Annotated in this window: 22 protein-coding genes and 1 pseudogene; 16 read left to right on the forward strand and 7 right to left on the reverse strand. The window is 53.8% G+C overall.

Annotated features, from left to right (window positions below; all coding sequences use genetic code 11):
* Positions 1-28: 28 nt before the first annotated feature.
* Both AAZQ98_RS17185 and AAZQ98_RS17190 read right to left on the reverse strand, forming a co-directional pair.
* Positions 29-1,525 carry a SpaH/EbpB family LPXTG-anchored major pilin gene (locus tag AAZQ98_RS17185; RefSeq protein ID WP_434694022.1) on the reverse strand — a complete coding sequence of 499 codons (1,497 nt, stop codon included), beginning with the start codon at positions 1,523-1,525 and terminating at the stop codon, positions 29-31.
* Between the two features lie 131 nt (positions 1,526-1,656).
* A complete protein-coding gene (locus AAZQ98_RS17190) occupies positions 1,657-3,885 on the reverse strand; it encodes a SpaA isopeptide-forming pilin-related protein (RefSeq protein ID WP_434694025.1) in 2,229 nt (742 codons plus the stop codon).
* Positions 3,886-4,096: 211 nt separating this feature from the next.
* On the opposite strand from AAZQ98_RS17190, the gene AAZQ98_RS17195 reads away from it, so the two are divergent.
* The 5 genes from AAZQ98_RS17195 to AAZQ98_RS17215 all read left to right on the forward strand — a co-directional run bounded on the left by AAZQ98_RS17195 (position 4,097) and on the right by AAZQ98_RS17215 (position 10,634).
* Entirely contained in the window at positions 4,097-4,351 is a 255-nt protein-coding gene (locus AAZQ98_RS17195; RefSeq protein WP_434694027.1) for a hypothetical protein, read from the forward strand.
* Between the two features lie 1,531 nt (positions 4,352-5,882).
* On the forward strand, positions 5,883-6,116 hold the full coding sequence (locus tag AAZQ98_RS17200; protein WP_434694029.1) for a hypothetical protein: 234 nt from the start codon (positions 5,883-5,885) through the stop codon (positions 6,114-6,116).
* Between the two features lie 386 nt (positions 6,117-6,502).
* Positions 6,503-8,959, forward strand: coding sequence for an SIR2 family protein (locus tag AAZQ98_RS17205; RefSeq protein ID WP_434694031.1), 2,457 nt, complete (start codon positions 6,503-6,505; stop codon positions 8,957-8,959).
* Positions 8,960-9,237: 278 nt separating this feature from the next.
* The gene (locus tag AAZQ98_RS17210) at positions 9,238-9,801 is read left to right on the forward strand and encodes a recombinase family protein (protein WP_434694034.1); all 564 of its coding nucleotides are present in this window, start codon (positions 9,238-9,240) and stop codon (positions 9,799-9,801) included.
* Between the two features lie 26 nt (positions 9,802-9,827).
* Positions 9,828-10,634, forward strand: coding sequence for an abortive infection family protein (locus AAZQ98_RS17215; protein ID WP_434694037.1), 807 nt, complete (start codon positions 9,828-9,830; stop codon positions 10,632-10,634).
* 337 nt (positions 10,635-10,971) lie between these two features.
* Here the strand turns inward: AAZQ98_RS17215 and AAZQ98_RS17220 are convergent, their stop codons facing one another.
* Both AAZQ98_RS17220 and AAZQ98_RS17225 read right to left on the reverse strand, forming a co-directional pair.
* Entirely contained in the window at positions 10,972-11,706 is a 735-nt protein-coding gene (locus AAZQ98_RS17220) for a hypothetical protein (RefSeq protein WP_434694039.1), read from the reverse strand.
* Between the two features lie 274 nt (positions 11,707-11,980).
* Entirely contained in the window at positions 11,981-13,720 is a 1,740-nt protein-coding gene (locus tag AAZQ98_RS17225; protein ID WP_434694041.1) for a hypothetical protein, read from the reverse strand.
* A gap of 460 nt (positions 13,721-14,180) precedes the next feature.
* Here AAZQ98_RS17225 and AAZQ98_RS17230 point away from each other — a divergent pair, with 460 nt between their 5' ends.
* The 11 genes and pseudogenes from AAZQ98_RS17230 to AAZQ98_RS17280 all read left to right on the forward strand — a co-directional run bounded on the left by AAZQ98_RS17230 (position 14,181) and on the right by AAZQ98_RS17280 (position 21,716).
* On the forward strand, positions 14,181-14,381 hold the full coding sequence (locus tag AAZQ98_RS17230; RefSeq protein ID WP_133833129.1) for a hypothetical protein: 201 nt from the start codon (positions 14,181-14,183) through the stop codon (positions 14,379-14,381).
* Between the two features lie 149 nt (positions 14,382-14,530).
* Positions 14,531-15,967 carry a hypothetical protein gene (locus tag AAZQ98_RS17235; protein ID WP_434694043.1) on the forward strand — a complete coding sequence of 479 codons (1,437 nt, stop codon included), beginning with the start codon at positions 14,531-14,533 and terminating at the stop codon, positions 15,965-15,967.
* Positions 15,968-16,139: 172 nt separating this feature from the next.
* Positions 16,140-16,427 (forward strand): hypothetical protein, encoded by a 288-nt coding sequence (locus AAZQ98_RS17240; protein ID WP_417367960.1) that lies wholly within the window; start codon positions 16,140-16,142, stop codon positions 16,425-16,427.
* 500 nt (positions 16,428-16,927) lie between these two features.
* A complete protein-coding gene (locus AAZQ98_RS17245; RefSeq protein WP_434694045.1) occupies positions 16,928-17,521 on the forward strand; it encodes an AAA family ATPase in 594 nt (197 codons plus the stop codon).
* The gene (locus tag AAZQ98_RS17250) at positions 17,518-17,754 is read left to right on the forward strand and encodes a toxin-antitoxin system HicB family antitoxin (RefSeq protein ID WP_102599348.1); all 237 of its coding nucleotides are present in this window, start codon (positions 17,518-17,520) and stop codon (positions 17,752-17,754) included. Before AAZQ98_RS17245 ends, AAZQ98_RS17250 begins: the two co-directional genes overlap by 4 nt.
* Before the next feature lie 457 nt (positions 17,755-18,211).
* Positions 18,212-18,598, forward strand: a complete 387-nt coding sequence (locus AAZQ98_RS17255) for a hypothetical protein (protein WP_434694049.1) — start codon at positions 18,212-18,214, stop codon at positions 18,596-18,598.
* Positions 18,599-18,650: 52 nt separating this feature from the next.
* Positions 18,651-18,818, forward strand: a complete 168-nt coding sequence (locus tag AAZQ98_RS17260; RefSeq protein WP_180993171.1) for a hypothetical protein — start codon at positions 18,651-18,653, stop codon at positions 18,816-18,818.
* A 16-nt stretch (positions 18,819-18,834) separates the two neighbouring features.
* Positions 18,835-19,058, forward strand: a pseudogene (gene nrdH, locus AAZQ98_RS17265) (glutaredoxin-like protein NrdH).
* A gap of 355 nt (positions 19,059-19,413) precedes the next feature.
* Positions 19,414-20,424: a DUF4192 family protein gene (locus AAZQ98_RS17270; protein WP_434694052.1), complete on the forward strand. Its 1,011-nt coding sequence runs from the start codon at positions 19,414-19,416 to the stop codon at positions 20,422-20,424.
* A gap of 490 nt (positions 20,425-20,914) precedes the next feature.
* Positions 20,915-21,157 carry a hypothetical protein gene (locus AAZQ98_RS17275; protein WP_434694055.1) on the forward strand — a complete coding sequence of 81 codons (243 nt, stop codon included), beginning with the start codon at positions 20,915-20,917 and terminating at the stop codon, positions 21,155-21,157.
* Positions 21,158-21,320: 163 nt separating this feature from the next.
* On the forward strand, positions 21,321-21,716 hold the full coding sequence (locus AAZQ98_RS17280) for a hypothetical protein (RefSeq protein ID WP_434694057.1): 396 nt from the start codon (positions 21,321-21,323) through the stop codon (positions 21,714-21,716).
* Here AAZQ98_RS17280 and AAZQ98_RS17285 read toward each other — a convergent pair.
* The 3 genes from AAZQ98_RS17285 to AAZQ98_RS17295 form a co-directional block, all read right to left on the reverse strand.
* Positions 21,713-22,960, reverse strand: a complete 1,248-nt coding sequence (locus AAZQ98_RS17285) for a Y-family DNA polymerase (RefSeq protein WP_434694059.1) — start codon at positions 22,958-22,960, stop codon at positions 21,713-21,715. The genes AAZQ98_RS17280 and AAZQ98_RS17285 overlap by 4 nt on opposite strands.
* A gap of 48 nt (positions 22,961-23,008) precedes the next feature.
* Positions 23,009-23,389 (reverse strand): LexA family protein, encoded by a 381-nt coding sequence (locus tag AAZQ98_RS17290; protein WP_434694066.1) that lies wholly within the window; start codon positions 23,387-23,389, stop codon positions 23,009-23,011.
* 138 nt (positions 23,390-23,527) lie between these two features.
* Positions 23,528-24,317: zinc finger domain-containing protein (locus AAZQ98_RS17295; protein ID WP_434694062.1), on the reverse strand; the 790-nt coding region annotated here is incomplete at its 5' end.

The following is a 24,317-nucleotide window of genomic DNA, read 5'->3' on the forward strand; positions in this document are numbered from 1 at the left end:
GCCTTTATACGTTCAGGCCAGCTGGAGCTTAGGCATCCTGCTTGTTGTTACGGCGACGGGCTGCGAGGAGGAGTCCTCCGCCGGCCGCAACGATTACCAGTCCGCCAACGGTGAGCAGGATCGTGCCCTGAGCACCGGTCATCGGAAGATCTGGACCTTCAGTCTTGGCGTTCACCACGGTCATCGAATTGACATTGTTTTCACCTGGGGTGATGGTGACAGGATTGTCGATTGGCGTTGCGGTGTGGCCAGCTGGAACCACGGTTTCATAAACGCAGTAGTCCTTGGATGGGGCAGGCGCCGCTGGACCGTTGTCAACGTTGGTGATCCAAAGGCCCAGAGGGCTGCTGGCTGGGGTGGTGTGGCTCCACTGCACAAGACCGTTGGCATCGGAGGTGCCGGTGGCCACGGTGCCATTTGCTGGAGCTTCTGCCGGGCAGGTCTCACCGGTGAGGTTGAAGACCTGGAACTCAGCGCCTGCCAGCTTTAGCGCGTTGGGCTTGGAATCATCGGTCTTCAGAATCGAGAGTTGTCCCCAATAGGTGTAAGGAACTTGTTCGCCTGGGACCGTGGTGCCGTTGAAGGTGCTCTTGTAATCGTCGTTCGGGATAGCCCCGTTGCCGACAGAAATCACGGTGGTGTCGAAGCTAAGAGCGATGCTTTCGCCCATATTCGCATCGAGCACTGCGCGGCCAGCTGCGGTGAAGGTCCACACGGCGTTTCCAGTGACGTTGTAGTGGGTTCCTTGCACAAGTGGCGTACCTCCGACCGTGGCAACTGTCGAGTCAGCTACGTAGCGCAGGCGGGAATCGAGGGCGTCGCGAACGATGGCTTCAGTGAACTTCTCCCCATTGTTAAGGGTAGGCACTGGAACGTTCAGCTTCCAGGTCACATCGCTGCCTACGGTCAGTTCGGACTGTGCAGGATCGATGGTCTTGGTTGGTTCATCCAGGATCTGGTTCTTGGGGTCGGCTACCACGTTGTAGTTCCAGCCGTTGCCTTCGGCACCTTCAGAGGTAGGGATCGAGACATAAAAGTCCGGAACCTTGGAGACGATGTTGTTCTGGCCTGGGTCAGTTTCGCGAACGAAGTAGACACCTAAGTCCAAGTTGAAAACAGTAGAGCCATCCACCGTCGGCTGGGCAACATCGGTACCGGAAACCAAGCAGTACGGCGCGGAAGGAGCAGCCGGCGCAGAGTTGAACAATCCGTTCAAACCGTCCCAGTCGGCAGCCGCAGCCAGATCGATTGGCTCGCATGAATTCCCCGCGTTGAGCTTACCGACCTGCTGCACGGTGAATTCAACTCCATCAAGCAAGTTTTCGGGGTCAGGAGTTTCCCCAGTGCCAACTGGTGAACCCGAATACTTGTTCACGGTCAGGGTGCCGCTAGACGGAGCGCCCGGCTGGTCGGGGCCCACAGCTGCAAAGGCAGGTGAACCAAGAAGCAGCAGCCCGCTAGCTGCGATCGAGATGGCTCCAATGGCGGCGGTTGCGCGCCTTAGGAGCGGATTCTTAACGGTCATTGTTTTTCCGTTTTCCTTTCGTTCCCTCACCGCGCATCGGGTTCGGGTGGACTGATGAATTGTTCTTCGAGTGGATTCGAGATGAGGGATTAGTGTGCGCATGATGCGAGTTCTATAAGGGGATATTGATGTTATGAAACCCCCTGACGGCGTTTGCGCAGACGGCTAAGACCTGCACCAACAAGACCAGCTGCCAAAATCCCGCCACCGAGCATGCTGTAGAAATCACTGCCCAGCCCGCCAGTCAGTGGTATTGCCGGGCCCTCACGCCGGGTGTTCTCAATTGGGCCGAGGTCGAAAGTCAGAGTATCTGCAGATACTTCAAACTCCAGAGGTTCATCGAGCGGATAATAGCCAGCTGGTGCTTTGGTTTCTTCCAACTGGTATTGCCCCCACGGCAGTTCAGGTATCTTGAAGCCGCCGGCCTTTGGATCACGGTCTGCACCGGTGCACGAAGAAGCTTCCTGCGCGGTGCAGTCCTGGATTTCTAGCCCTTGCCCGCCATTGAAATTCGATGGTCCGGTGAGCGTCCACTGCGATCCGGAGAGAGCCTTGCTGGCCTCGTCGATCTTTTGCCAGAGAGCTGCTCCGCTCTTGGGCTTATTGGTGAAAGTGCATTCAGCAACGTCACCCGGTTTAAGACCTGTCAGGACTGAAGACGCCGAAGAGAGGTTTTTTTCCGCTTTGGCTCCGCCGGCACTAGTCACCGAGCACACACCGCTGACGAAGTCGTACCCTGTCTGCATCGTCTCAGTAATAGTCACATTGGCAGTGGCCGTAGGATTGTTCGGAAAATTAATAGCCCACGGTGTCGCGACCTTGCCATCGGCACCAGTCAGCGATGTTGCCGGGGTGCTGATGCTGGTTCCAGAACTGCTTCCGGCTGCCAGGGTGGCGCCTACGGTCCAGTTGCTAGCTGGTTTAGGGTTCTGCCCCTTGAAATCCTGAAGCTGCTTTCCGATTGATACACTTGCGGGTTTGAGGCTGTTGACGATGGTGCAGTCGACTACGTCCCCGGGAACGATTCCAGCTGCAGGATTGTTGTCCGGACCGGTCAAAGTGATAGCCGTTTTGGTTCCGTCAAGTTTGGTCACGTCGCATTTTCCGCTAGCGAATTTGTAACCGTCCTGCATGACTTCACGTATTTTCAGATCGGCTTTATTGTTGCTGGCTCCGAACTGAAAACGCCATGAGGATGTTCCTTCAGTATTGGTTTGCTGTGTAGTTGCTGAAGGCGTCGAAGAAATGGTACCGGTGATCGCTTGCGCGGTAGCTCCCACAGTCCAGTTCGTTCCTGGTTGCGGGTTCTCGCCCTTCGAGTCGGTGACTTGCTTGTGGACGTTCACTTGCGCAATGAGCGGTGAATTGTAGAACCGGCATTCCACTGCTTGGCCACTGGAAGGAATCGTGATTTTTCCTGCAGTTCCTGTGCCTTGCACGGTTTGGACACCATCTACCAGACAACGGTAGCTAGAGGCGTAGTTGCTTAGGTTTGCGGTTCCCGCGGCGGTTTCCGCGAAATGCAGCTCGACATTGCGCACAGTCGGCAGGGGACCGACACGCTCGGGCTGCTGCCCATTAGCGTTGCCCGTGGTGGTAGCCGTGCCGATGACAGTACCGGTAGCGCTTCCTTGGCGTAGCGACAAACCGAATTGATCGCCTGCCGTTACACGTCCACCTTCAACAAACTTCTCAATGGTAATGGTCGGCGGTGATCCGCACGATGCGAGGTCCGTACTTCCGCCGAAATTCGTGCTCACGACGGTTTTCGGATTGCTCCAGCCGGGCATGTCATAGGATTGCACAATATCGCCCGAGCTAAGATATCCTTTGCCGTCGGCGTCGAAGGCCACACCGTTGACGTTGGTCGTGGTGTTATTAACCGTGTTACTGACTGACGAAGTGATAATTCCGCCATTCGCAGACGCCAGATTAGCTGCCGTCACAGAGTATATGGTCGCAGTGCTGCCGGAGCCGCGGACAACGAAGAGGTTTCCGTTCGCATCGAAACCCATGTCGCCGTTCGCCGCAGCGGTGGATCCAGTATCTGTAGCGATCCGCCCTTTGTAAGAGATCGCATTTGTCGCAGGATTGTATTCCCATAGCTGGAATGACCGTGTGCTATTGCCGGTAGGGGTGTAGCCGCCGATGTAATAGCGACCCGTGCCCAGATCGACTGCTCCTGCAACGAATACTGCCGAACGATTCAGCGTGCTGGAGTTTACCGCAGCGCCGGTGGTGGACCAGGAACCTGTGTTGACGTCGAAACGGTAAACCGTGGCACCTAGCGTGTCCGTGCTGCGGAGGTAAGCGAATACTGTGGATCCGCCGGCACCGATTCCTAGGCCGTTCATCTGCATGTTTGCCTGGTTGACAGCACTGCCCAGGTTTGAAACAGCTCCACCTGGTGCGACGGCACGGATTTGTCCAGCAGAGGTCAGCCCGTAGACATATCCGGGACCACAGATTGGGGAATAGGTTGCCGCAGCTCTAAGAGCTCTGGACTCCACTACGGAAGCACCCGACTCTTTGGCTGTTGGTTCCGAAGAACTTGGCTCTGGCTCAGGGTCAGTGGTTGACTCGACCGACTTCGAGCTGGAGGGGGACGGCGCTGGTGTTTCCGATGGACTGTTCACCGGAGCAGGAGGGATGGATTCCTCGGTTGCACCGGACGGTTCTTCCTCGGAGGAAGCCGATGGCTGTGCAGAAACGGAAATTTCCGGACTGGCAGTGGATGCTGGACTCGGGGATGCCGTTGTCGAAAGTTCGCCGGTTTCTGAAGTGGGACCGGTGGTCGACGTGGCATATGCGGCCCCGGAATCCTGAAGGCCAAGGCTTCCGATGGCAATGAGAGCTGCACAGAAAATGAGCCAGTGCCGAGGACCTCGGTGCGGAGGGACATCCCTGCGCTGGAAGCTTCTTGGCACTGGCAGGCCGTTAGACAATCTGGCCCTGCCGCTACTTTTCCGAGTACGAGGATTGTCGTAGTGCTTGCCGAGCATTTATCGTTCCCCAACTGATGAAAGGCGTGGGGAAGAAAGTCGCTTGCGAAAGGAGACGCAACCAGAGGGCAGCATCAGTCAAGCGCTTGACGGTAAACCTATGCTCATATATCCAGGCCCCCACACCTGATTTTATGTATCGACTTCAAGCTATCAGGATTCAGCGAATACTAAGGTGTTAAGTCAGTAACGTTTTGTAATAAACTTTGGATACGTGCATCGGATAAATTTTGATATTCTGATATACTAAATATTGCCATGGCATTAACGCTTTGTATAGTTGATAATTGACATTAAAGTTACTTGCCGCAGATTCGCCGGCGGTGGGATATCTCGCAAGGAATTTTTTCGCCCATAAGTTTCAAGTCAATGGCACGGTTCACGATTGAGCCGGCATCCTCCCGAAGATAGCGAACTCAGCATGAGAGTCACCGAAGAACTTACTGAAACGACTCCCAGCAAAGGTGACGCCGCAACCGTGGGAATCCAAGAGAACACCCACTAGTTCACGGCAGCCACCAAAGCTGCGGCCCCGGACCAAATCGTATGACGGGTCAGCAAACAGGCCATGTAGCGCAGTACGGGGCCTAGGTGAACTGACGCACGATGACCAGCTAGTGCTGTGTCGATTGGAAGGGAGAAATGCGTACTCGGGCTAAGCGCTGATCTCGTGGGCAAACAAGAAAAGATCCCGGAACCAATCGAGTCCAGCACTGCTGCTCCACTACTTGAGATCACTGGTGTCCGACAGGTGAGTGCAGTAGTCGTTCATGACGCATGGCTGAATCCATGGACTGCTTTCCTGGTCGCGATCGAGAGATGTCGCGACACATCTGATGAGAGGTCCAGCCCAATGAGCACCGACAGCTCTATTGCGGGGGATTTTTAATGAATTGATACTAGATCTGTAAGGGGTTCACCAAGCCTAAACATCGAGTGGTATTCGTGTTTATGCTTCTTCCGGCTACGCGTTTAGAGGCGGCGGCATGCTTGTTTGGCACGTGCGTCCAAACCCAAACTGGATAGTTCGGATTCTGCTTCTACTTCTGCTTTATCGCGCAAAGGCTGGGCCGCCCCGTTGCTTCTTCCTGCTTGGATGGCGACGCACTCCAATATCTGTTAGTTCATCGCCACCCAAACGCCGAGCGCGCCCCCAAGTTCATGCTCTATTGCGAGTTTATGTAGGGTATTTTTCCTACGCTGTTTCGAGAAACACATAGCGATAGTGAGCTGAGCCACACCATATTTGGTAAAAAATTCGTATTAATTACAGTCATGTCAAGTGATATAGAGCACGTACTATTGTGACTTGTTTATCAGCCTCAGAAGTTAATCCTCACATGAAAGTGTGTGCCATGCCGCAACCTCTGATCAAAAAAGCTTGTCAAAAGCTGATACAATCAACGGCCAATTGTTCCAGCGGCATAAGAATGATCGGTGTTGAGGCGGGTAAACCGCCCGTTCTCTGCTACATGCTGGACGAGAGCCTCAAAGCGGCTATTCCATCGTCTATCGAGTTCGCGTTGCCGACGGTCGATATGCCAGCCGGAACGTCTTGCAAGAGCATGATCCTGGCGGCGGGCAACTGACCATACTGGAACTCCTTACCCCGAACGTCAACACTTCTATCCCGTGACCTAGAAGCCGATAATGTACGTTATGTAAAGTCACAATTTGTTAGTTTTCCCGATGTAAGCCGAATACTCTCCCGCCTGTTTATGAGGCTCATGCCCGTGAATCGATTCCGATCTGAAGAAACACCATCAGAATGTCATATGTGCGTCCTTTGGTATTCGTTACCGCGATTCGACTACGCTGGACTATTTGCTTCAGTTAGTCCTCCCAGACATGCGCTACTGCACGGCTCGATTGAAAACCTGCTGAAGCAGGGAACGGTGAACCCACTTATTGCCGTACGTAACGCATAGAATGCATTCATCTGTCGTTCGCAACCTTGCCAAGCTAAGGGGAATCATTGAAGATCAACGAACTTGCTGCAACACTGGACCCCTCACGAACCACATTGATGTTCGGAGCTGGAACTTCAATTTCCTCCGGAGCTCCATCTGGAATAGCACTTAGCAAGATACTATCGAGAAAATTAGGGGATGAATTTGGAGATGACCTCTCCGAAATAGCTCAAATATACGAAAATCGGTTTGGGAGAAAGGTCTTGGTCGACGCAATAAAGCAGCAGATAGTTGACCTCAGTCCAGCTTCAGGGCTTCTTGCTCTTCCGACATTCGATTGGTTATCTATTTACACGACTAATTACGATACTCTAATAGAGAAGGCATACGGGCAGAGTAACCGAGAGCTGAACGTTATTAGGTCGAATTTTGACGTTTCTTCACCCCGCGAGGCGTCCAGAACATCCCTATACAAAATACATGGGTGTGTTACCCAAGATGTGTCTATGGGACACCAAAGTCGAATGATCATAACTGAGAGTGACTACGATGATCATGAAAAGTATCGTCAGACTCTATTTAACTCACTCAGATCCGACATGTTTACTGCTGATACTGTGATTATTGGACAGTCTCTCAAGGATAGACATCTAAAAGATCTTGTCAAAGAAGTATGTAATTTATGTACTGAGGGTGTCAACACTCGTATATTTTTGATGGTACATAGTTACGATGAAGACAGAGCCGCACTTTTCACCCGATTAGGAGTAAATGTAGTTCATGGTGACTTAGAAGATCTATTGTTAGCGCTTGTTTCATCTAAAGATGTTGCTGGGAACCTTGTGCATACTACATCTTCTCAGATAGATGATTTCTTGACGCCCGACCTTGTATTAACTTCTATTCAAGTTCGCTATGCTTCAAAACTTCCTTCGAACCCAGTGAGCCTCTTCAATGGATCACCAGCTAGCTATGCTGATATATTCAACGGTCAAACTATCAAACGCGCGGCTTTAGGCCGAATTGAAGCAGCCAAGACTGGGGCGAGAAGCTACTTTATAGTTGTAGAAGGTTCGCGGGGAGTAGGAAAGACTACTATGGCGCGCTCCTATGTACTTAACCGTATGGCCGAAGGATTGCCAGCCTGGGAGCATTTATCCGATCATCCATTGGATTATGCATCATGGTTGGCTGTTGAAAGTAAGCTTAGGCAGGAAAATAAAGACGGAATCCTTTTCATTGATGACTGCACTAGGCATTTAAAGTCTGTGAACCGTCTTGTTGACCGTCTCAATGAAATTGCTAGGCCACACTTACGAATTATTGTTACGACTGAAAGCTCGAAATGGAAAGTCTCGACTAAATCTGCTGGTTTCTTCAGTAGGGGAACTCTAATAAAGCTCTCTGTTTTAGAGCGAAATGACATCGACGAATTGGTTAATTTAGTCGATCGAAGGCCAGAAATTAGGAGCCTCGTAGAAACTCGTTTTCTGGAGCTTAGTCGAGGGGAGAAGGTTCGACAGCTCAGAGAAAAATGCAGTGCCGATATGTTTGTTTGCCTTAAGAATATATTTGCTAATGATAATTTGGACAATATATTGCTCCACGAGTTCTTTGAACTAAGCGATGAATCGCAGGAGGTCTATCGCTATGTCGCGGCGGTTCAATCTATGGGGGGTTATGTCCATAGACAATTAATCATGAGAATCATGGGAATTGGGGCAACCGGCCTGGATGATCTGCTTAACCAACTTGATGGAATTGTCGCTGAGCATGTAATTGATAATAGGCAGGGCGTATACGGGTGGCGCACGCGTCATGATGTGATTGCAGAAACCATTGCAAAATGGAAGTTTGCAGATCAAAACGATCTGTATGAACTTTTGGAATCGCTGATTAGAACTTTTAATCCACAGGTTCGGATAGAACTCGAGACGGCTCTAGCTATTGCTACCAACGATGCTGGGATACATCGACTTACGGATACCAAAGACCAGATCAAGCTCTACCGTTCCCTTATTGATGCGATTCCAGCCAACCGCACCCCTCGGAGACGATTAATCAGACTATTTCTCAAAAACGAGTTGCTTGTCGATGCTGAGAACGAGATTATTCAGGCAGAAAAAACCCTTGGGCAGGATGCCATTGTCAGCCGTTACAGAGCTACGCTCACTTTGCGTAAGGCGGATCTAACACCTGCAATAACTGAGAGTGATCGCGTAGCTATGCTCTACGAAGCGCTGGGAATCATACGTAGATGCATTCGTGATTACTATCAGGATGTCTATACTTATCGAACGTTGGGTGAGATTGGATTAGCTCTGATTGCTCGAGATAACGACTTTACGGCTTTTGATGACGCTATCGACTATCTCCGCAGGTATGAATCGGAAAATGGTGACCCGAATATTCGGCTAGTCAGAAGGCATCTTGAGCAGCAAGCGCGCAGTATCGGTGTTGAACCTCTTTCCCTACCTGTTGAGTTCCCGGAGGAAGATTTTCAACCGGCGGAGATGGATTAGCTAAGCCCATTTCCGCTTGTGCAATTTCATGGAGGTACGCCAGGGCCACCCCAAGTGGTTGGCTCTGGCTGGTTTCTCTGTCTGAATCAACCTTGTGAGAACGCTTGGTACTATGTCAAAATCGTTCGTTTTTGACACATTGATCACTTGGTCGTTGTGAAGATTCCTGACAGTTGAAAATTCAACAGATTTCGAGCAGCATTTAGTCGCATAACTCAGTGCCACAAACTATGCGTCGATACATCGCCTATCCCACGAGTATTGATACATTTAGGCCCATGGGACACCTCCTCGGATACGCCAGAGTCTCCACCGGCGACCAAGACGCACAACTTCAACTCGATGCACTGACCAAAGCGGGGTGCTATCGCATATTCACCGACACGGCATCCGGCTCACTCGAGTCTCGGCCCGAACTCGACAAACTCCTGGACCAGATCAGACCCGGCGATACCCTCGTGGTCTGGCGTCTCGACCGTCTCGGCCGATCCATCCGCCATCTGATCAACCACATGGACGCGCTGCAGCAACGAGGCGTTGAGTTCAAATCCCTGCAGGAGAACATCGACACCAGTTCTTCAGGCGGCCGGCTTGTGTTCAACATCTTCGCGTCCCTGGCGGAATTTGAACGCGACCTCATCCGCGAGCGCACCAACGCCGGCCTAGCAGCGGCCCGGGCACGTGGCCGCACCGGAGGGCGCCCAACATCCCTCTCCCCCGACAAGCTTCGCACTGCGAAGAGGATGTACGAACAGCGAGACATGACCGTGGCACAAATTGGCGAAGTTCTCGGCGTCAGTCGCAGTACCGTTTACAGGGCGTTGCAGAAGTCCAGACTGTAGCAAACGAAGACAGGCACAATTGGTACATGAGTTCACCGCTAAATGACGAGATTGCAGGAGCCATTGGACAGTTCTTCTTCGCTGGGGATGGCCCTTCGCATTCCGTTTTGACACGAGTTTTCAAGACAGCGGGCATGTCAGATCATGACCCCTATGATCCGGAGACACAGACACCGAATAAACAACAACGTGTACTTGCTGTAGCTAGTGTAGGATCCCGCAAATCCGAAACAGCACGAAAACTCGTTGATAGCTTGCTCAACGCACTCAGACTCCATGGCTCATTTAGCCTTTCTGAAGACCAGCAGAGAGTCGATACTCTGCGATCCGCGCTTACCCACAGTGGATGGGGTTTAACGACTGATGGACGCCTAGAACAGCTAGGAAAGATTGATCTCGAAACTGGTGGCCGTGCAGCCCTCGATGAGCAGCTTAATCGATTGCGCAGAAATGTGGACGACCCGGCGGCTGTCTTGGGCGGAGCAAAGGAGCTCTTGGAGGCAATAGCCAAGTTTGTTCTCGAAGAAGGCGGTCTCCCCCTGGATCCGAGGGTCCCATTCCCTGGTCTTATTGAAATATCGTTCGAGCGTCTAGGTTTGCTCCCCGCCGTAGTTAACAACTCTGTTGAGGGGTCAAAACAAATCCATGACATCTACAGGTCAGCTAAGAAGATAGTTATCGCCGTCAACGAATTAAGAAACCTGCAAGGGACTGGGCACGGCAGAACACTCCCGACAGGAGTAACTGTGGAAGCAGCTCGTTACGTTATTCGAGAAGCAACGCACGTTGCCGAGCTCATGCTAACGACCCATGATCGACAAATGGGCCGATAAGCACTTTTATCGGTTCCGATCATGCGCGAAGTATGAAAATACTGAATGCAGATATCCTACAACTGAAGAGTTGCAAGACGTCTCGCCGTACTTCACTCCCCCGGTGAAAAATCTGCGAAACTTCAACAGTCCCAGAATCTCGCAACTATGTGTTGCAATCGTTGTCAGAGAAAACCGTTATCAATGTTATTTGTAAGACGGAATCGTCCCGGGCAGAGCTGAAGCAGCGGGTATCTAAAGAGCAGATCTCAGAAAAGAGTTTGCCAGTCCAGTGACTGGCAAACTCTTTTTCAGTCCTTAGTGGCAGGAAATCCTGGCATTCCGGTTCGAGTGGATTTTACTTTGACACTGATTTACTAGTTACTGCCGTGGCCCAGCTAGCTTTGGGGATCGTCACGCGATAAGTCTTCTTCTTGGACTCCTTCAGCTTGAAGGTCGCTTTACCACTCTTCAACTTCGTTGTCTTGACAGTCTTCCATTTCGTGCCGGACTTGACTTGAAGTTTGGCGGTCGGGTTGTACTGTGCGTAACGGTACTTTTCGGGAGAGTAGACGCTAGCCTTTGTAGTTAGCGTGACATTCTTACCGGACCGTTTGGCTGTAAGCGTGCTTTTGGTCTTGCCGCGCAGGTAAATGGTCTTACTCGTCGCATCCCAGTAGTTGCTGAAGCCGTAGGATTGGTAGCCATACCGATCTACATATTCGTAGTCCACAGAAATATCGGTTGGCCCGATTTTGTAAGCACCCAGTCCCTCAAATGATGGACATATCTGTACATAGTCGACGGTGGTGTCCTCAAACCAGGCAGAATCGAACTCTCCGCCATTCTTGCTTACTGACGAAGTCAACCAATACCCGACATTCGTGAGGCCGGTGTAGTTCTTTTTCAGCTTGGCGGAGATTTTCACTCGGCGGCAGTTGCTGTTGGAGACTACCTGATCCGAGGCGTTGAAACCGGTGATGTCAATCGGTTTCTTAGCGGCCTGGGCCGGAGCGCCGGTTAGGAGCAGACTGCCGGCTAAACCAACGGCAGTCAGGGCGGCGGTATATTTTGTACGGGAGAGTATCCCCATGAGATGTCCTTAGACGTGATGAGTGGCTACCCCATTGATTGCCACTTCTTGATCATAAGGATTCATTCCACGTTTAAGAAGAAAGTATGTGGGAGATGATTCGAAAAAAGTGGCGTCATTCGATTGTGCACGGAGGTAGCCAATAGTTCATCGAAGAACCGGCAACTTCATCCCAGTATTGGTCATTAGGTTACGTCGTCCGTCCTGAGTTCGGCAGAGCGCAAGAAGCCGACAACCACGTGAACACGTAGTTGTCGGCCAGCAGCTGGCGATACTACTTCACCGAAGAAGTTGAAGTCTTCGAGGCATAGCCCTTCTTGCTTGCAGTGACCTTCACGTAGACCACCTTGCCCCGGTCCCGCGAGGTCACCTTGTATGCCGACTTGGTGGCCTTGCTGATCGGGGCGCCAGAACGGTACCACTGGTATTTGTATTTCTCGGGTTTCGGACTCCACGAACCGGGTTTGGCTGTCAGTTTCGAGCCAACCTTCATCTTGCCCGATACGGATGCTCCCTTCTTTACCGTGAACTTCGCCTTGGCTACCTTCTTGGTCTTAGCAGTGGTGCTTGTCTGGGTTGCAAATCCGGCACCGCTGGCGGTGACTCGGACGCTGATATTCCTGCCTATATCGGACAGACCCAGTTTGTAGGTGGTCTTCGTAGCGTTCTTGATGATCTTGCCATCACGCAGCCACTGGTACTTAAACTTTCCCGGCTTGGTGGAACGGGTGCCAGGATTGACCTTCAGTGTTTGTCCATAGACTGCCTTGCCACTGATACGCGGCGCTTTAGTGACAGTGTATTTTCCCTTTGTGACCCGGGAGGTGTCATACGAGGTATGGACAACCGGGTACATTCCAGATTTTGAACCCGTGACCGAATAAGCGAGGCGTTTGCCCAAATCCGCAGTGGTTGGCGTGTAAGTGGACTTGTTGGCGCCCTTAATGCTCTCCCCTGCACGAAGCCACTGGTACTTGAACTTTACACCTGACGGCGCATTGGAGACCTTAGCAGTGAGCTTCTTCCCTACCTGCGCCGAATCAATCCGCCCCAGTTTTAACAGGATTGGATCCTGGACAGTGAAAATTCTGGAGAAGGTTTCCGTGGTGCTTTGCCAGTATTCTGTTTCGCCCCAGTACTCATGGTGCGTTGCTTTGACTGTGAGCTTTTTGCCGGAGTCTGCCTTGCTCAGCTTGTAAGCGCAGCCGCCTGAATCTCCACTTTTTGATTTTTGGACTATTGTGCTGCCGCGGCTCCAAATGCACTTGGTTTTCATGGCGAAGCCGCTGGAGGTTTTGCTGCCTGCAGCAGTCACCCAAGTACCTACGGGAACCGTTGTTGCCGACGGATTCAGGATCGAAGCTTCGCCGAAGGGGGTATAGCTAGCCTGTAGCTTTCCCGTACCCAGCCATGATAATTCTTCGTACGCAGAGACAACATATTGTTCACCGACATGGATGTTGTACTGCAGGCTGCGCCCGTCTGCCTTGTGCTGGCCCTCGTAGTATCCATCCAAGAATCGAATATGCGTGGCCTTGGGGGCAACGAAAGTATTGAACCCCACCTGCTTGACTGGCGGATCTGTCCATCCGTCGTTCGTAAAGTAGTCTCCGATTTCCAAGCTGAAAGGTTCGCCGTCGAAACCTTTGAAGGTTTGAAGCTTGAATTCAGTACCTGCCAGCACACGGATGGGCTTCGTGTCGAACGTGATTTCCAGTTGTGCTAAAGCTGGTGCGTTCAAGAATTCTCGTAAGTCCACGTCAATCGGACCGTTGTATGCCAGGCGGTTTAGCGCGGTCATGCTTTTCAGAACATCACCCTTAATTGGCGCGTTCACTAAGCTCAAGTCAGTGATGGAAGTATTACCCTGCACTGCTTGCTGGTCGGCTCCAGTGCAAACCGCGCTGCTGCCTTCAACGGTGCAGTCCCCCATGCTGGCTTGCGCCGGAATTGCCACAAGTGGACTGATTCCCAGAGCAATGCTGAGGATCAGAGCAGATAATTTAGTTTTCAATTTTCCCCAAATGCTGCGATGCGAGTCTTGAGACGAAGTTTATCTTGCGCTTAGAAAATTGGTATCACTGTTTGGTCGGAACCTGGACTTTCTGGATGGTCCTATCGTGTTTTCCTAGTCTCTTTCTATGGATTGATTAGGTGGTCATGCATAATCCGTCTGACAGACTGAAAGGTTTCCCCGATAGAGTTTGGACAATAGCTACGCGGCCAGCATGTGCTGGTTGAGGCACTAAAAACCGTATTCACACCAGCCGCGTTAAACAGGTCACGTGTTCACTGATTCCAGGTAACTCCACCCCAACTCAGGCTGACGATCAGAGCTGTCCTCCCCCGACTAGCGAGCTGATGGGAAGAAACAAGTCGAATCTTTTAAAAATTAGTCGTGTCGCAAACCTCTTAATAACAGCGCTATCCAATATTGTGGTTATATGAGTTCACCACGGCGCCCCAAGGGGTCAATGAAAGACCCCATCCCATTGGGATGGCGTGTCGAGCGCGAAAACCGGGATAAATTCACAGAACTAGCTGCCAAAGCTGGTATCTCGGGTGCAGCCCTATTCGACATGATGGTCGAAACTCTCGAACTTGACGAACGTGGTCTCCCTGATTGGGTGCTTCGTGACGATGAGGAAGGCCACTTGCCTATCGACAAGCCTTAAACAGAAAAGCCCGCGCAAAGCGCGGGACTAAAATTCTGAATCCGATCTGCCTACTCGCCAAAGTTCTCAGATCGTGATTTACCACGAAGCTTCCGGTTACCAAGCCGGACGCTCCCCTTCCTTTACCCTCCAACGAGAAAAGGACTTATGTGTCTATAGTAGCGCCTTCGCGCGCCCAATCAAGTACCAGCAGCCAAGAAACGCCGCAAAACACCGCGATCCACACCACAAAACCACGCTGGTGCACCCGCCCCACCGACGGCCGCATCGCCGCAATCCTCGCCCACACGGCCAAAGGCCATCGCCCATTCGTCAAGGCAGAAACCCCTGAAGGGTTCACCACCAAGGGCAAGACGCAGTTCAACGCGGCCAAAGAAGCAATGGCCACCAAGCACGCTCACACCGCTGCTCCGGTACGCATCCGGCGTGTCTCACGCGCCCAAGAAACCTCCCCCCGCGCCATCAACTGGGCCATCCCCACCGGCAGCAAGAAAATCGACCACACCGCCCAAGCCTGGCGCGCAACCCGATCCCTGGACGAGCTACTGGCACGCCGTGCCGACTGCAAACGAAACATCCTCGCCGTGCTCTGGGTCCTCCTGCGCTACACCGAACACAACAGCATGACCGTGCGCATCACCTGGGACACCATCGCTTCTAAAGCACGCGTATCCCGCGCCACCGTAGGCAACGCCCTTAAATTCCTACGCACCCACGGCATCCTCGGCATCGTCGCCTCAGGCCGCAGCGCACAATACGCCGCCAAAGCAGGCCAACCCGCCACCAACGAAGCCCCCGTCTACGTCATCTGCCACCCCATCGGACTTGGCCTGCGCCCCCAAGACACACCAGACACCACCACAACCCGCCCGACCCACCAAACCCCCAACAACACGGCCTGTGGAAATAACTTAGAACCCCTCCCCGTAGGGGGGTTAACCACTTACGAAGTAAGTTCCTACACGCGCACGCGCGAGAAAAACACTCAAAATGAGCCGCTACGCGGCACTGAAAACCTTTTTGGGCACGGCTCCGCCGTGCGAACTCACCACAGCGATGATCGACCAGTCGAACTGTGGCCAGCTCACAGAACGATCAGCTCTAGAGGACAGGGGCTATCGGCTGCCGCTGAAATCTTACGTCGGATGCCAGATTTTGCCCGTTTTTCCAAGAGAAACGTGCTCAACATGTTCAAACCCTTCTTCTCCACCGGATGGACTATCTCAGATATCCAACACGCCCTCGAATGGCGCACCACACCAGGCCTGCACGGCAAAGAAGCCTGGGGAGCACTACCCCAGCACAACCGTGAAACTCAGTCCTACATCGACTACTGCCGGATCTTGCGCGCAGCGATCCTGCACCGCATGAACCAATGGCGCACCGCCACCGGAGAAATCATGCTCAGCCGATCCCAGCGAGCAGCAGCAGCCAGCAACCACGCACGCGCCGCCGCCCGAGCCGCAACCGAACGCCGCGCCAAACAAGCCGCGCAGCGCCCGCAACTACGCAGCACCGCTTCCCGCGGCGCCGCAGCCACACGCGCAGCCCTGGCTGCCGCACGCCGAACCGGGGCATGTTCCTAGCCTCCTGCCCACATGGGCACGAAAAAAGCCCTCTCGCTCCGCTGCTTTTTCGCACACATGATGGACAGCAGGAACCAAACGACCGACCGCACACAAGCCACACATTTAGTACTCGAGTTAACACACGACACGCGAGCATGACATGTGCACGGATCTCTAGAAAGCAGCACTCATGGCACCAAACCCAGAACAAGCAACGCACCATCTAACCCAGGCGCGCGCCGCAATAATCTTTGGACTTATCTATCTGGTATTTCTTTTCGTCACGCCAGGACGTGACGGCTGGATCTACACCAGCGCCGCAGGAACAATCCTCGTGATGGGCGCGGCAGCGCGCGGCCACTACAGATTTAGCCAAGAAAACCAACCACAAACAACAGAATTACGTTGGTTGTATGCAGCAGTCCTGCTCGGATTCTTAGTAGCTTTTGCCGCCGCGATAGGTCGAAATGTCACCTAGACCTAACGAATCTAGGACACCTCGCGCACAGACCAGGAACCAAGGCGTGGATGCTCCACCAGCTCCCAGGTCAAAATATCCGACCTCGGATTAGCCCCTAGCCTCACCTGTACCAGCCATACGGCATAGTCGATTCTGTCGGCAGCTCCCTTCCTGACCTTGAAGGTCAGGTCTTCCCACCAGGCGACCCGCTCAAAATGACAGGTTGGCTCCACCACCACCTGCCAGACACGGCCGCCCCGCCGAATCTTCCACGGCGCACCGGCCGGCGTAAAAACACGTCCACAAGTTCCTCAGGCATAACGAGCCTAGGCTACTCCCCCGCTCCGTCAGATAAACTCAAGCCCATAAAGGAATTTTGCTAGCTATTTTGAAAAATAGTTTGCGTGAATGCTAGCAAACTAGTAATCTTATGCTTAGGTAGAAAACTTGCAAGATAGCTTGCGATTTTACGATATTGCATGCAAAATAACTTGCGTGCAAATGATTAGGAGGCGAATGTGGCAACAACCATTGCACTCGTGCAAACCAAAGGCGGCGTAGGCAAGACGACCAGCGCCATCTATCTCGCCTGTGCACTCATTGTCCAGGGCTTCACTGTCGAGCTCTGGGATACCGACATGCAGGGTTCTGCCACTGAATGGGCTGAAGACGCTCAGGAGGCTGGAACTCCGCTGCCATTCCCGGTCGAGATTGTGAACATCGCTAAACTGAAGCGGCTTGCTGGCAAGAGCACCACTGATTTCGTCATCATCGACACTCCCCCAGGAGATCCGGCGACTATCGATGCCGCAATCAAGATTGCTGATGTGGTCATCATGCCAACAGAGCCAGCAGTCATGGATCTACGGCGACTGGTCGCCACGAACGCGAACTTGCCGGCCGACACCGCGCGGATTGCCCTTTTCACCAAGGTCAACGAACAAACGGTCGCACTCCGGGATAGCTTGGAATTCCTGGAAGACAGCGACCTGGCCCTGTTCGACACCCGAATCAAGCACCGCCAGGCATTCAAGACTATTCCAGGCGAAATTCCCACCGACCTGATGGGCTATGAAGAAGTGGCCAAGGAACTAATGGAGGCACTGTCATGAGCAGCCTTAAAGACAAGATGAAGCCAGCTGCGAAAACTTCAACCGAGAAGACTGCCTCGGTGAGCGAGAGCTTCAGGACCCCAGAATCAAATGAGCCGGAGATGAAGCCGCTCAACGTGCGGATACCAAAAGAGCTGCATACTCAGATCAAGCTCTACGCTGCGGCTAATGACATCAAGCAGCAGGTTCTCGTGGCACAAGCTCTCCAAGAATTCCTCGAGAAGCGTGCTTAAGCCGCCCGTGAGACAATAGATTCACTTCCTTTCCTTGGAAGCAAACCGAACCCGACCGCCTTCCTATGCGGTCGGGTTCGCCTTTTGGTGCCCGAAACCTGGTACCGGTTTTCCTTGCCCCGATGCCCGATTGTTGCACGTCTGAAAGCCCAGTCAAGGGCGCTGCGCGTCGCTACGCGATGGGCTAGCGCCCACCCCTGACAGAACTTTCAGGCGTGCATTTTGGCATGTATCGAAACAAGGGGAACCCATGCAATCAGGCGTAAAAGTTGTGTTGACCTGCTAAGCAAGTTTTCTAGGATGCTTTAAAGATAGCAAAAATCTTTCAATAGAAACAGCAAACTAGCTTGCTAGCAAGATAGCAAACTGCTAGAATTGAAGTATCAACAGGGGATAGGAACCCACGCTGGAAAGACCAGCTCGGGCCTCAGTTGAGAACCAAGGAAAGGCAGTCACAATGACTAGCATCGAATTCGCCGGCCCGCAGTTGCCACTCGATGACTGTGCAGGAGGCGGCTACGACTACATCGAAACCGCCGAGAAAGCAGGCTGGACGGTCATCTCGCAGTGGGGAGGTGAAGGCTACGACTTCGGCGCATGGCCCTACATCATCGGTTTCGCCCGACAAGCCCAGGATGTCAGCGGACAGCGCCACTTCGGATACGGCCTCTACGTTGAAGGCGACACCACCACCAAGTATTTCGACAACTTGGAAGCGTGCAAGGAAGCCATAGACCGCGACGCGCACTTCTTCTGGAAGACCGGACAGAGCGACGGCCCTGAAGGAGTCCCCGAGCAGTTCGAGAAGCTACCCGAAAAATATCGCGGACTACCCAACGACTAGCCAACCGCCCCGCCGAAAGGCGGGGCACCACGCCCCTGAAAGCAGATCACCAATGACTACCGTTGCCCCTTATGTCGTGCTGAACTGCCCAGTCACGGAAATTCTCGGATTCTATGACACGGAGGTAGAAGCCAGCGCAGCAGCGACAGCATTCGGACAATGCAGTTTTGCCTACAAGCTCAGTCCCCAAGAAATCACCGCCCTGGAAGCCCAGGCCTAGCACTAGGAAGAAAGCCATGAAATCGACTGTCACCGTCTACAGCAAGCCTTCTTGCGTCCAGTGCAACGCCACCTATAGGGCGCTAGACAAAAGGGCATCAAGTACGAATCGATCGACATCAGTCAGGACGCAGAAGCGCTCGAATATGTCCGATCGTTGGGATATGTGCAAGCTCCTGTCGTGGTCACCGATCAAGGTCACTGGTCAGGATTCCGTCCGGATAAGATCGACATTCTCTAAGCGGGGTTTTCCTTGCCCCGATGCCCGATTGTTGCACGTCTGAAAGCCCAGTCAAGGGCGCTGCGCGTCGCTACGCGATGGGCTAGCGCCCACCCCTGACAGAAATTTCAGGCGTGCATTTTGGCATGTATCGGAACAAGGGGAACCCATGCAATCAGGCGTAAAAGTTGTGTTGACCTGCTAAGCAAGTTTTCTAGGATGCTTTAAAGATAGCAAAAATCTTTCAATAGAAACAGCAAACTAGCTTGCTAGCAAGATAGCAAACTGCTAGAATTGAAGTATCAACAGGGGATAGGAACCCACGCTGGAAAGACCAGCTCGGGCCTCAGTTGAGAACCAAGGAAAGGCAGTCACCATGGCTACCATTAATGACACGGTAGGGATTGCGAGCCTCGTGCGCTCAGCCCTGCACCTTGACCCCACCGATTCCATCGTGCTGGTACTCTGCGCCAACAGCTCGGTACTGGCCACCCTGCGCATCGACGCACACCCTGAGACCGAAGCTTCGGAGTTCGCCTCGTCAGTGATTCGGATTCTCGCCTCGATTAGCGAGCCGATCGATGCGACCATTCTGGTCAGCTACGAGGGCGACAAGGCTATGACGTTCGCCCAGTACGACGAACTGAGCCAGCGCCTTGACTTAGCAGGCGCACCCATCGCCAAGGCTGTTCTGGTCACCAACGGGCAGATCATGGACTACGACGGGGACAGTACCGACGCAGTGGATTACGTCGAGGTCTACACCAACCCGTTCACCCTCGAAGCTATGCTGGCCACCGGATCGCTTCGGCTGGCCGAGGATGCACCGCAGTGCACCGAAGCCACCGAGGCCACCATGGATGCCAAGGCTGAGCGCATCGCGCAGATGGCGGGGGAGGACTACCTGAGCATTCAAGCCCGGGGTATTACTTCCATCGCCCTTCAGTTCGGCAACGACATGATGCACCAGATCGCCCGCTACCTCGATCACGGGAAAGTCACCGAGGACATGGCCGGCTGGATCGCCGGAACCTACGCCCTGCGCATGGGACGCGACACCGCCACCGCAGCACTGGCCGGAACCGCCAGCACCGAGCAGGAGCTGGCCGAGCTGCTCATGGGAGATACGCTGATCGCTGATCGGAAGATCTTCGATGCCGGCGCAGCGATGCTCTACGAGGCGCTAGAGTTCCTGGCCGGCGATGACCGCCCTAACGTTTTGGCAGCGCTGGGAAGGACTCGCTGGATGGCCGGACAGGGCACCGAAGCGATGAAGTTCTTGGATCAGGCACTAGCCATTGACCCGGAACACCGGCTCTCACACTTGCAACGGCGACTGTTCACCAGCGGGAAGCTACCGAAATCGGCCAGCACACCCGATAAGTAAATAACCGGCTAAGTGAGGGGCAACCAAGCCCCTCACTTAGCCATATCCCCAGCACACCAAGGACAATAAAACCTATGACTAGCGACCCCAGCATCTGGGAAAGAAACCTGCAAGCGGACACTGAGCGGTTGCAGAAATCGCGCGCGGCGGCCTCCGCCGCCAGCTCCCCCGGCCGCCGCGCTCAAACCTCACCCCCGGTACCGAACCCCTGGGACGTTTTCACTCACCAGAGCAAACCCTATCGAGTGATGCGGCTACAGCCCGGAGACTACCCAGGCCACCCCATCCAGCCACATCAAGCCGTAACCGCTCTCATTCATACGCCCACCGGAACCCCACAAATTCACGGACAGGCCACCGCCCGCACCCCGCACTTAGTGCACGTGGTCTGGGAGGACGAGAAAGGGGAGACCTACGGGACGTGGTTGCCGCACTTGTCGGTCACGTTCGATAATCTTCCTCCGTACCCCACCACCGAAGGACAGGAACCATGACTCGCAACGCCTCAGAAATTTACGATGACCTCAAAGCGCTGGCCAACGAGCTGGAAGACCTCGCCGCTACCGGACGCATCACCATGAGCACCGACTCATGGAACAAAGACTATCCCGACACGAAACCAGCCGTCGCCCAAGCCCTGGCAGCGCTACAGGTCGCCATTAACGCGACCTGCTGGATGGAAACCCTACCCGAAACCGAACCAACTGACGCGAAACCGGGGCAACGCGGTTAAGCCTCCTGCCCACCTGTGCACAGCAAAAGCCCAATCGCTGAGCTGCTTTTCCTGCACCCACGTGGACAGCAGGAACCAAACGACCACCCGCACACAAGCCACAAGCTGCGGTACCTGAGTTCGCCTACGACAGGGGATCGTGGCTCATGCGCGGCCTCTAGCGATGAGCACGGAAGCGACAAGAAAAATGGGAGGTACGCAGAAGATGCGGCAAAGTAAAGCAGGCAGAGTCAGCGAGAAGCACGCGCGCCGTACTAACCAAGAACTCCAAGCGCTCAGCGAACCACCGATGAACGATCCCTTCGAACACCTCATTGCCAAAACCGAATTCGACTCCGGAGCTTATGACCAAATAAGCAAAGCCTTCACCTTGATTCTGGCCGGGGTAGCAATTTTGTTCGCGGGCGGAAGCCTCGCTGGCGTGGCTCCCAGTATTTGGGTTTTGGTGCTGTGGTCAGGGCTGGTTGTTGTGCTAGGGGTACTGGGCTTCATGGGACTCGGCGCAAGTATCAGTGCAAAGCGCGCGGCCATAGCCGTCTATAAGCATCGCTACCCTTAGGCGGCTTTCACGGTCAACAGCTCACGCCAGTGGGTCGTGTACCGCGGACTCATCATCTCCCGCCGCATCTCCCACGCCGGCCCCCGCTGTAGTCCAGCACGACCTAAACCGATGGACTTCACACCGTGCTCGGAACGGATCTGCTGGATCAGCGGGCCAATCTGTTTCGCCTCATGCGCTGACACGAATGGATCAAAAGTTTCCTGCATGGCTAACGGTTGAAGATCCATCAGCACCACACCAGCCCGCGCATATTTCACCCCGACCAAGATCTGGGGGAGTAGCTGCTTCGCTGCGCGGGTGAGCACTACCGGATCAGCCGTTGGCCCTGGCAGTTTCATCGTGATCGCTGGCTGGTGATCCTGGTGCTGGTTGTAGTAGCTGGTCATCGCCCACGCAGAGAGGATCTTGGCCTGTTTCTGGTGCTTATGCAATCTGGCGGAGGCTTGCTGCGCATAGATCCCCATCACCTGCTCCATGCCCACTCGATCGGTGATCGGATCGGAGAAGCTGCGGGAGAAGATCAGCTGATCCTTGATCACCCGTTCTTCTTCCATCGGGATGCAGGGAATCCCGCGCAGTTCTAAAACGGTGCGCATCTGCACAATTGAGAACTTATCCCGGATTCTTACCTCGTTCGCATCGCGCAGGTCTTTAGCCGTCCAGATCCCCAAACCGCGCAGCCGCTTAGTCAGCCGAGGGCCGATACCCCACACCTCAACCACCGGCAGACGCGCCAGCAGATTCTCGGTGGTCTGCGCTGGGGCACGATCCCACACGCATACCCCGCCCAGTTCTTTGATGTGCTTGGCGGTCTTGTTCGCCATTTTCGCCAACGTCTTGGATTTGGCGATCCCCACACAGACGGGCAAACCGGTCAACCGGAACACCTCCGACTTGATTCGCTCACCGAGGGTTTGCAGCTCATCCAGGGTGCCGGACACGCCCAGGAACGCTTCGTCAATGGAATAGACCTCCACCCAGGCTGAGAAGCGGGCCAGCCGTCTCATGACGCGGGCGGACATTTCTCCGTACAGCTCGTAATTAGAGGACTTCGCGACCAGCCCGAGGCGGTTAGCGTCGGCCGCGAGTTTGAACCAGGGCGCCCCCATCTCAATCCCCAGGGTTTTGGCTTCGCTGCTGCGTGCGACCGCGCAGCCATCATTATTGGACAGCACGATCACCGGGCGGGCATCGAGCTTCGGGTCAAAGACCCGCTCGCAGGAGACATAGAAGCTGTTCACATCCACATGCGCGATGTATTCGCCCCGCAGCTGCGGGTTGGGGGGAGTCTAGAGGTGATGGAGGCATGTGGTGGCCACACCCCAAATCCTAAAATCCGACAGTTCCGCCACGTGCAGGTCGGGGTAGTCCGGGTTCTCAGCTTTCAACACCACCCCGGCAGGGCCAGTAGAGAGACGTTTGACGGTCATCTCCCCATCAATCACCGCAATCACCACATGCCCATCGCGCGGCTGCACCGACCGGTCAACGATCAGCTCATCCCCATCACTGATCCCCGCCCCCTGCATCGACTCACCAGACACCCGCACAATGAACGTGAAGACCTGATCACGGGTCAGCATCTCGGACAGGTCGATCTTCGTGTCCGAGTAGTCCTGGGCGGGGGAGGGGTAGTCGGCGGGCACCCGGTCCAGCGCCACCGCGATCACACGCTGCGGCGGGGTGGCCAGCGCACAGACCTGTATTCGATCAACTTTCACAACAACACCTCATAGTAGAATCTATATTCTAATAGATGAGTGTAAGGCGGAGGAACGACAGGTGGAGCCATAGGAGGGTCCGATTTCCTATGAACTAGACTGGTCCGGTTTTATGCGTGGTTTGTGTAAATTACTGGCCTGAACCCCGGGGGCAGATCCTCGCATGGTGATGCACCACTCGCCTGGGGGTGCATGGCAAAAAGAACATTTGATACTTAATCCGTATTGGCTCTGACGGCTCCGTTGTTCTTTTCGAGTGTCGCTAATGTATTCGCCACTCCCTTCCGTGAGTGCAGTAATAAGTGGGGTTAAAATTGGCCCGGCACCTCCAGTGAATAGAGCTACAACCAATTGAATAATCAAGTTGTAGGCTATGATTTTTGCGAACTTATTTAGCCCTTCAATCGCACGGTCACTATATTCGGGGTACCGTTCTTGAAGCCGGGTGAACCGTTCCGCCGAATTTTTGAATATGGCTTCCCGCAGAGGATCCACCCATTCGGCGTCACCATGCGAGAGTCCGTCTGGAGCGACATCCTCTGACTTTTCGCCACCAAATTCCTCAAGATCAAGTTCTGTGGAATTTCGAGCAATAGCGTCGACCATCTCATCAACGGGTGAGTAGTCGAATTGGTCAACGAAAACTCCGATGAAGTTTGAGACCGCGGAAAAAGCCATTACACGCTCGAAAGCGGGACTTTTAGTGAACTCCTTCTGCATTCGTTCGAAGGCCGAGGATTCGGTTAGCTGCTTCTGCATTCGTTCGAAGGCCGAGGATTCGGTTAGCTGCTTCTGCATTCGTTCGAAGGCCGAGGATTCGGTTAGCTGCTTCTGCATTCGTTCGAAGGCCGAGGATTCGGTTAGCTGCTTCTGCATT

Origin of the sequence: Glutamicibacter sp. Je.9.36, from assembly GCF_051129975.1 — a bacterium.
Classification (GTDB): Bacteria; Actinomycetota; Actinomycetes; order Actinomycetales; family Micrococcaceae; genus Glutamicibacter.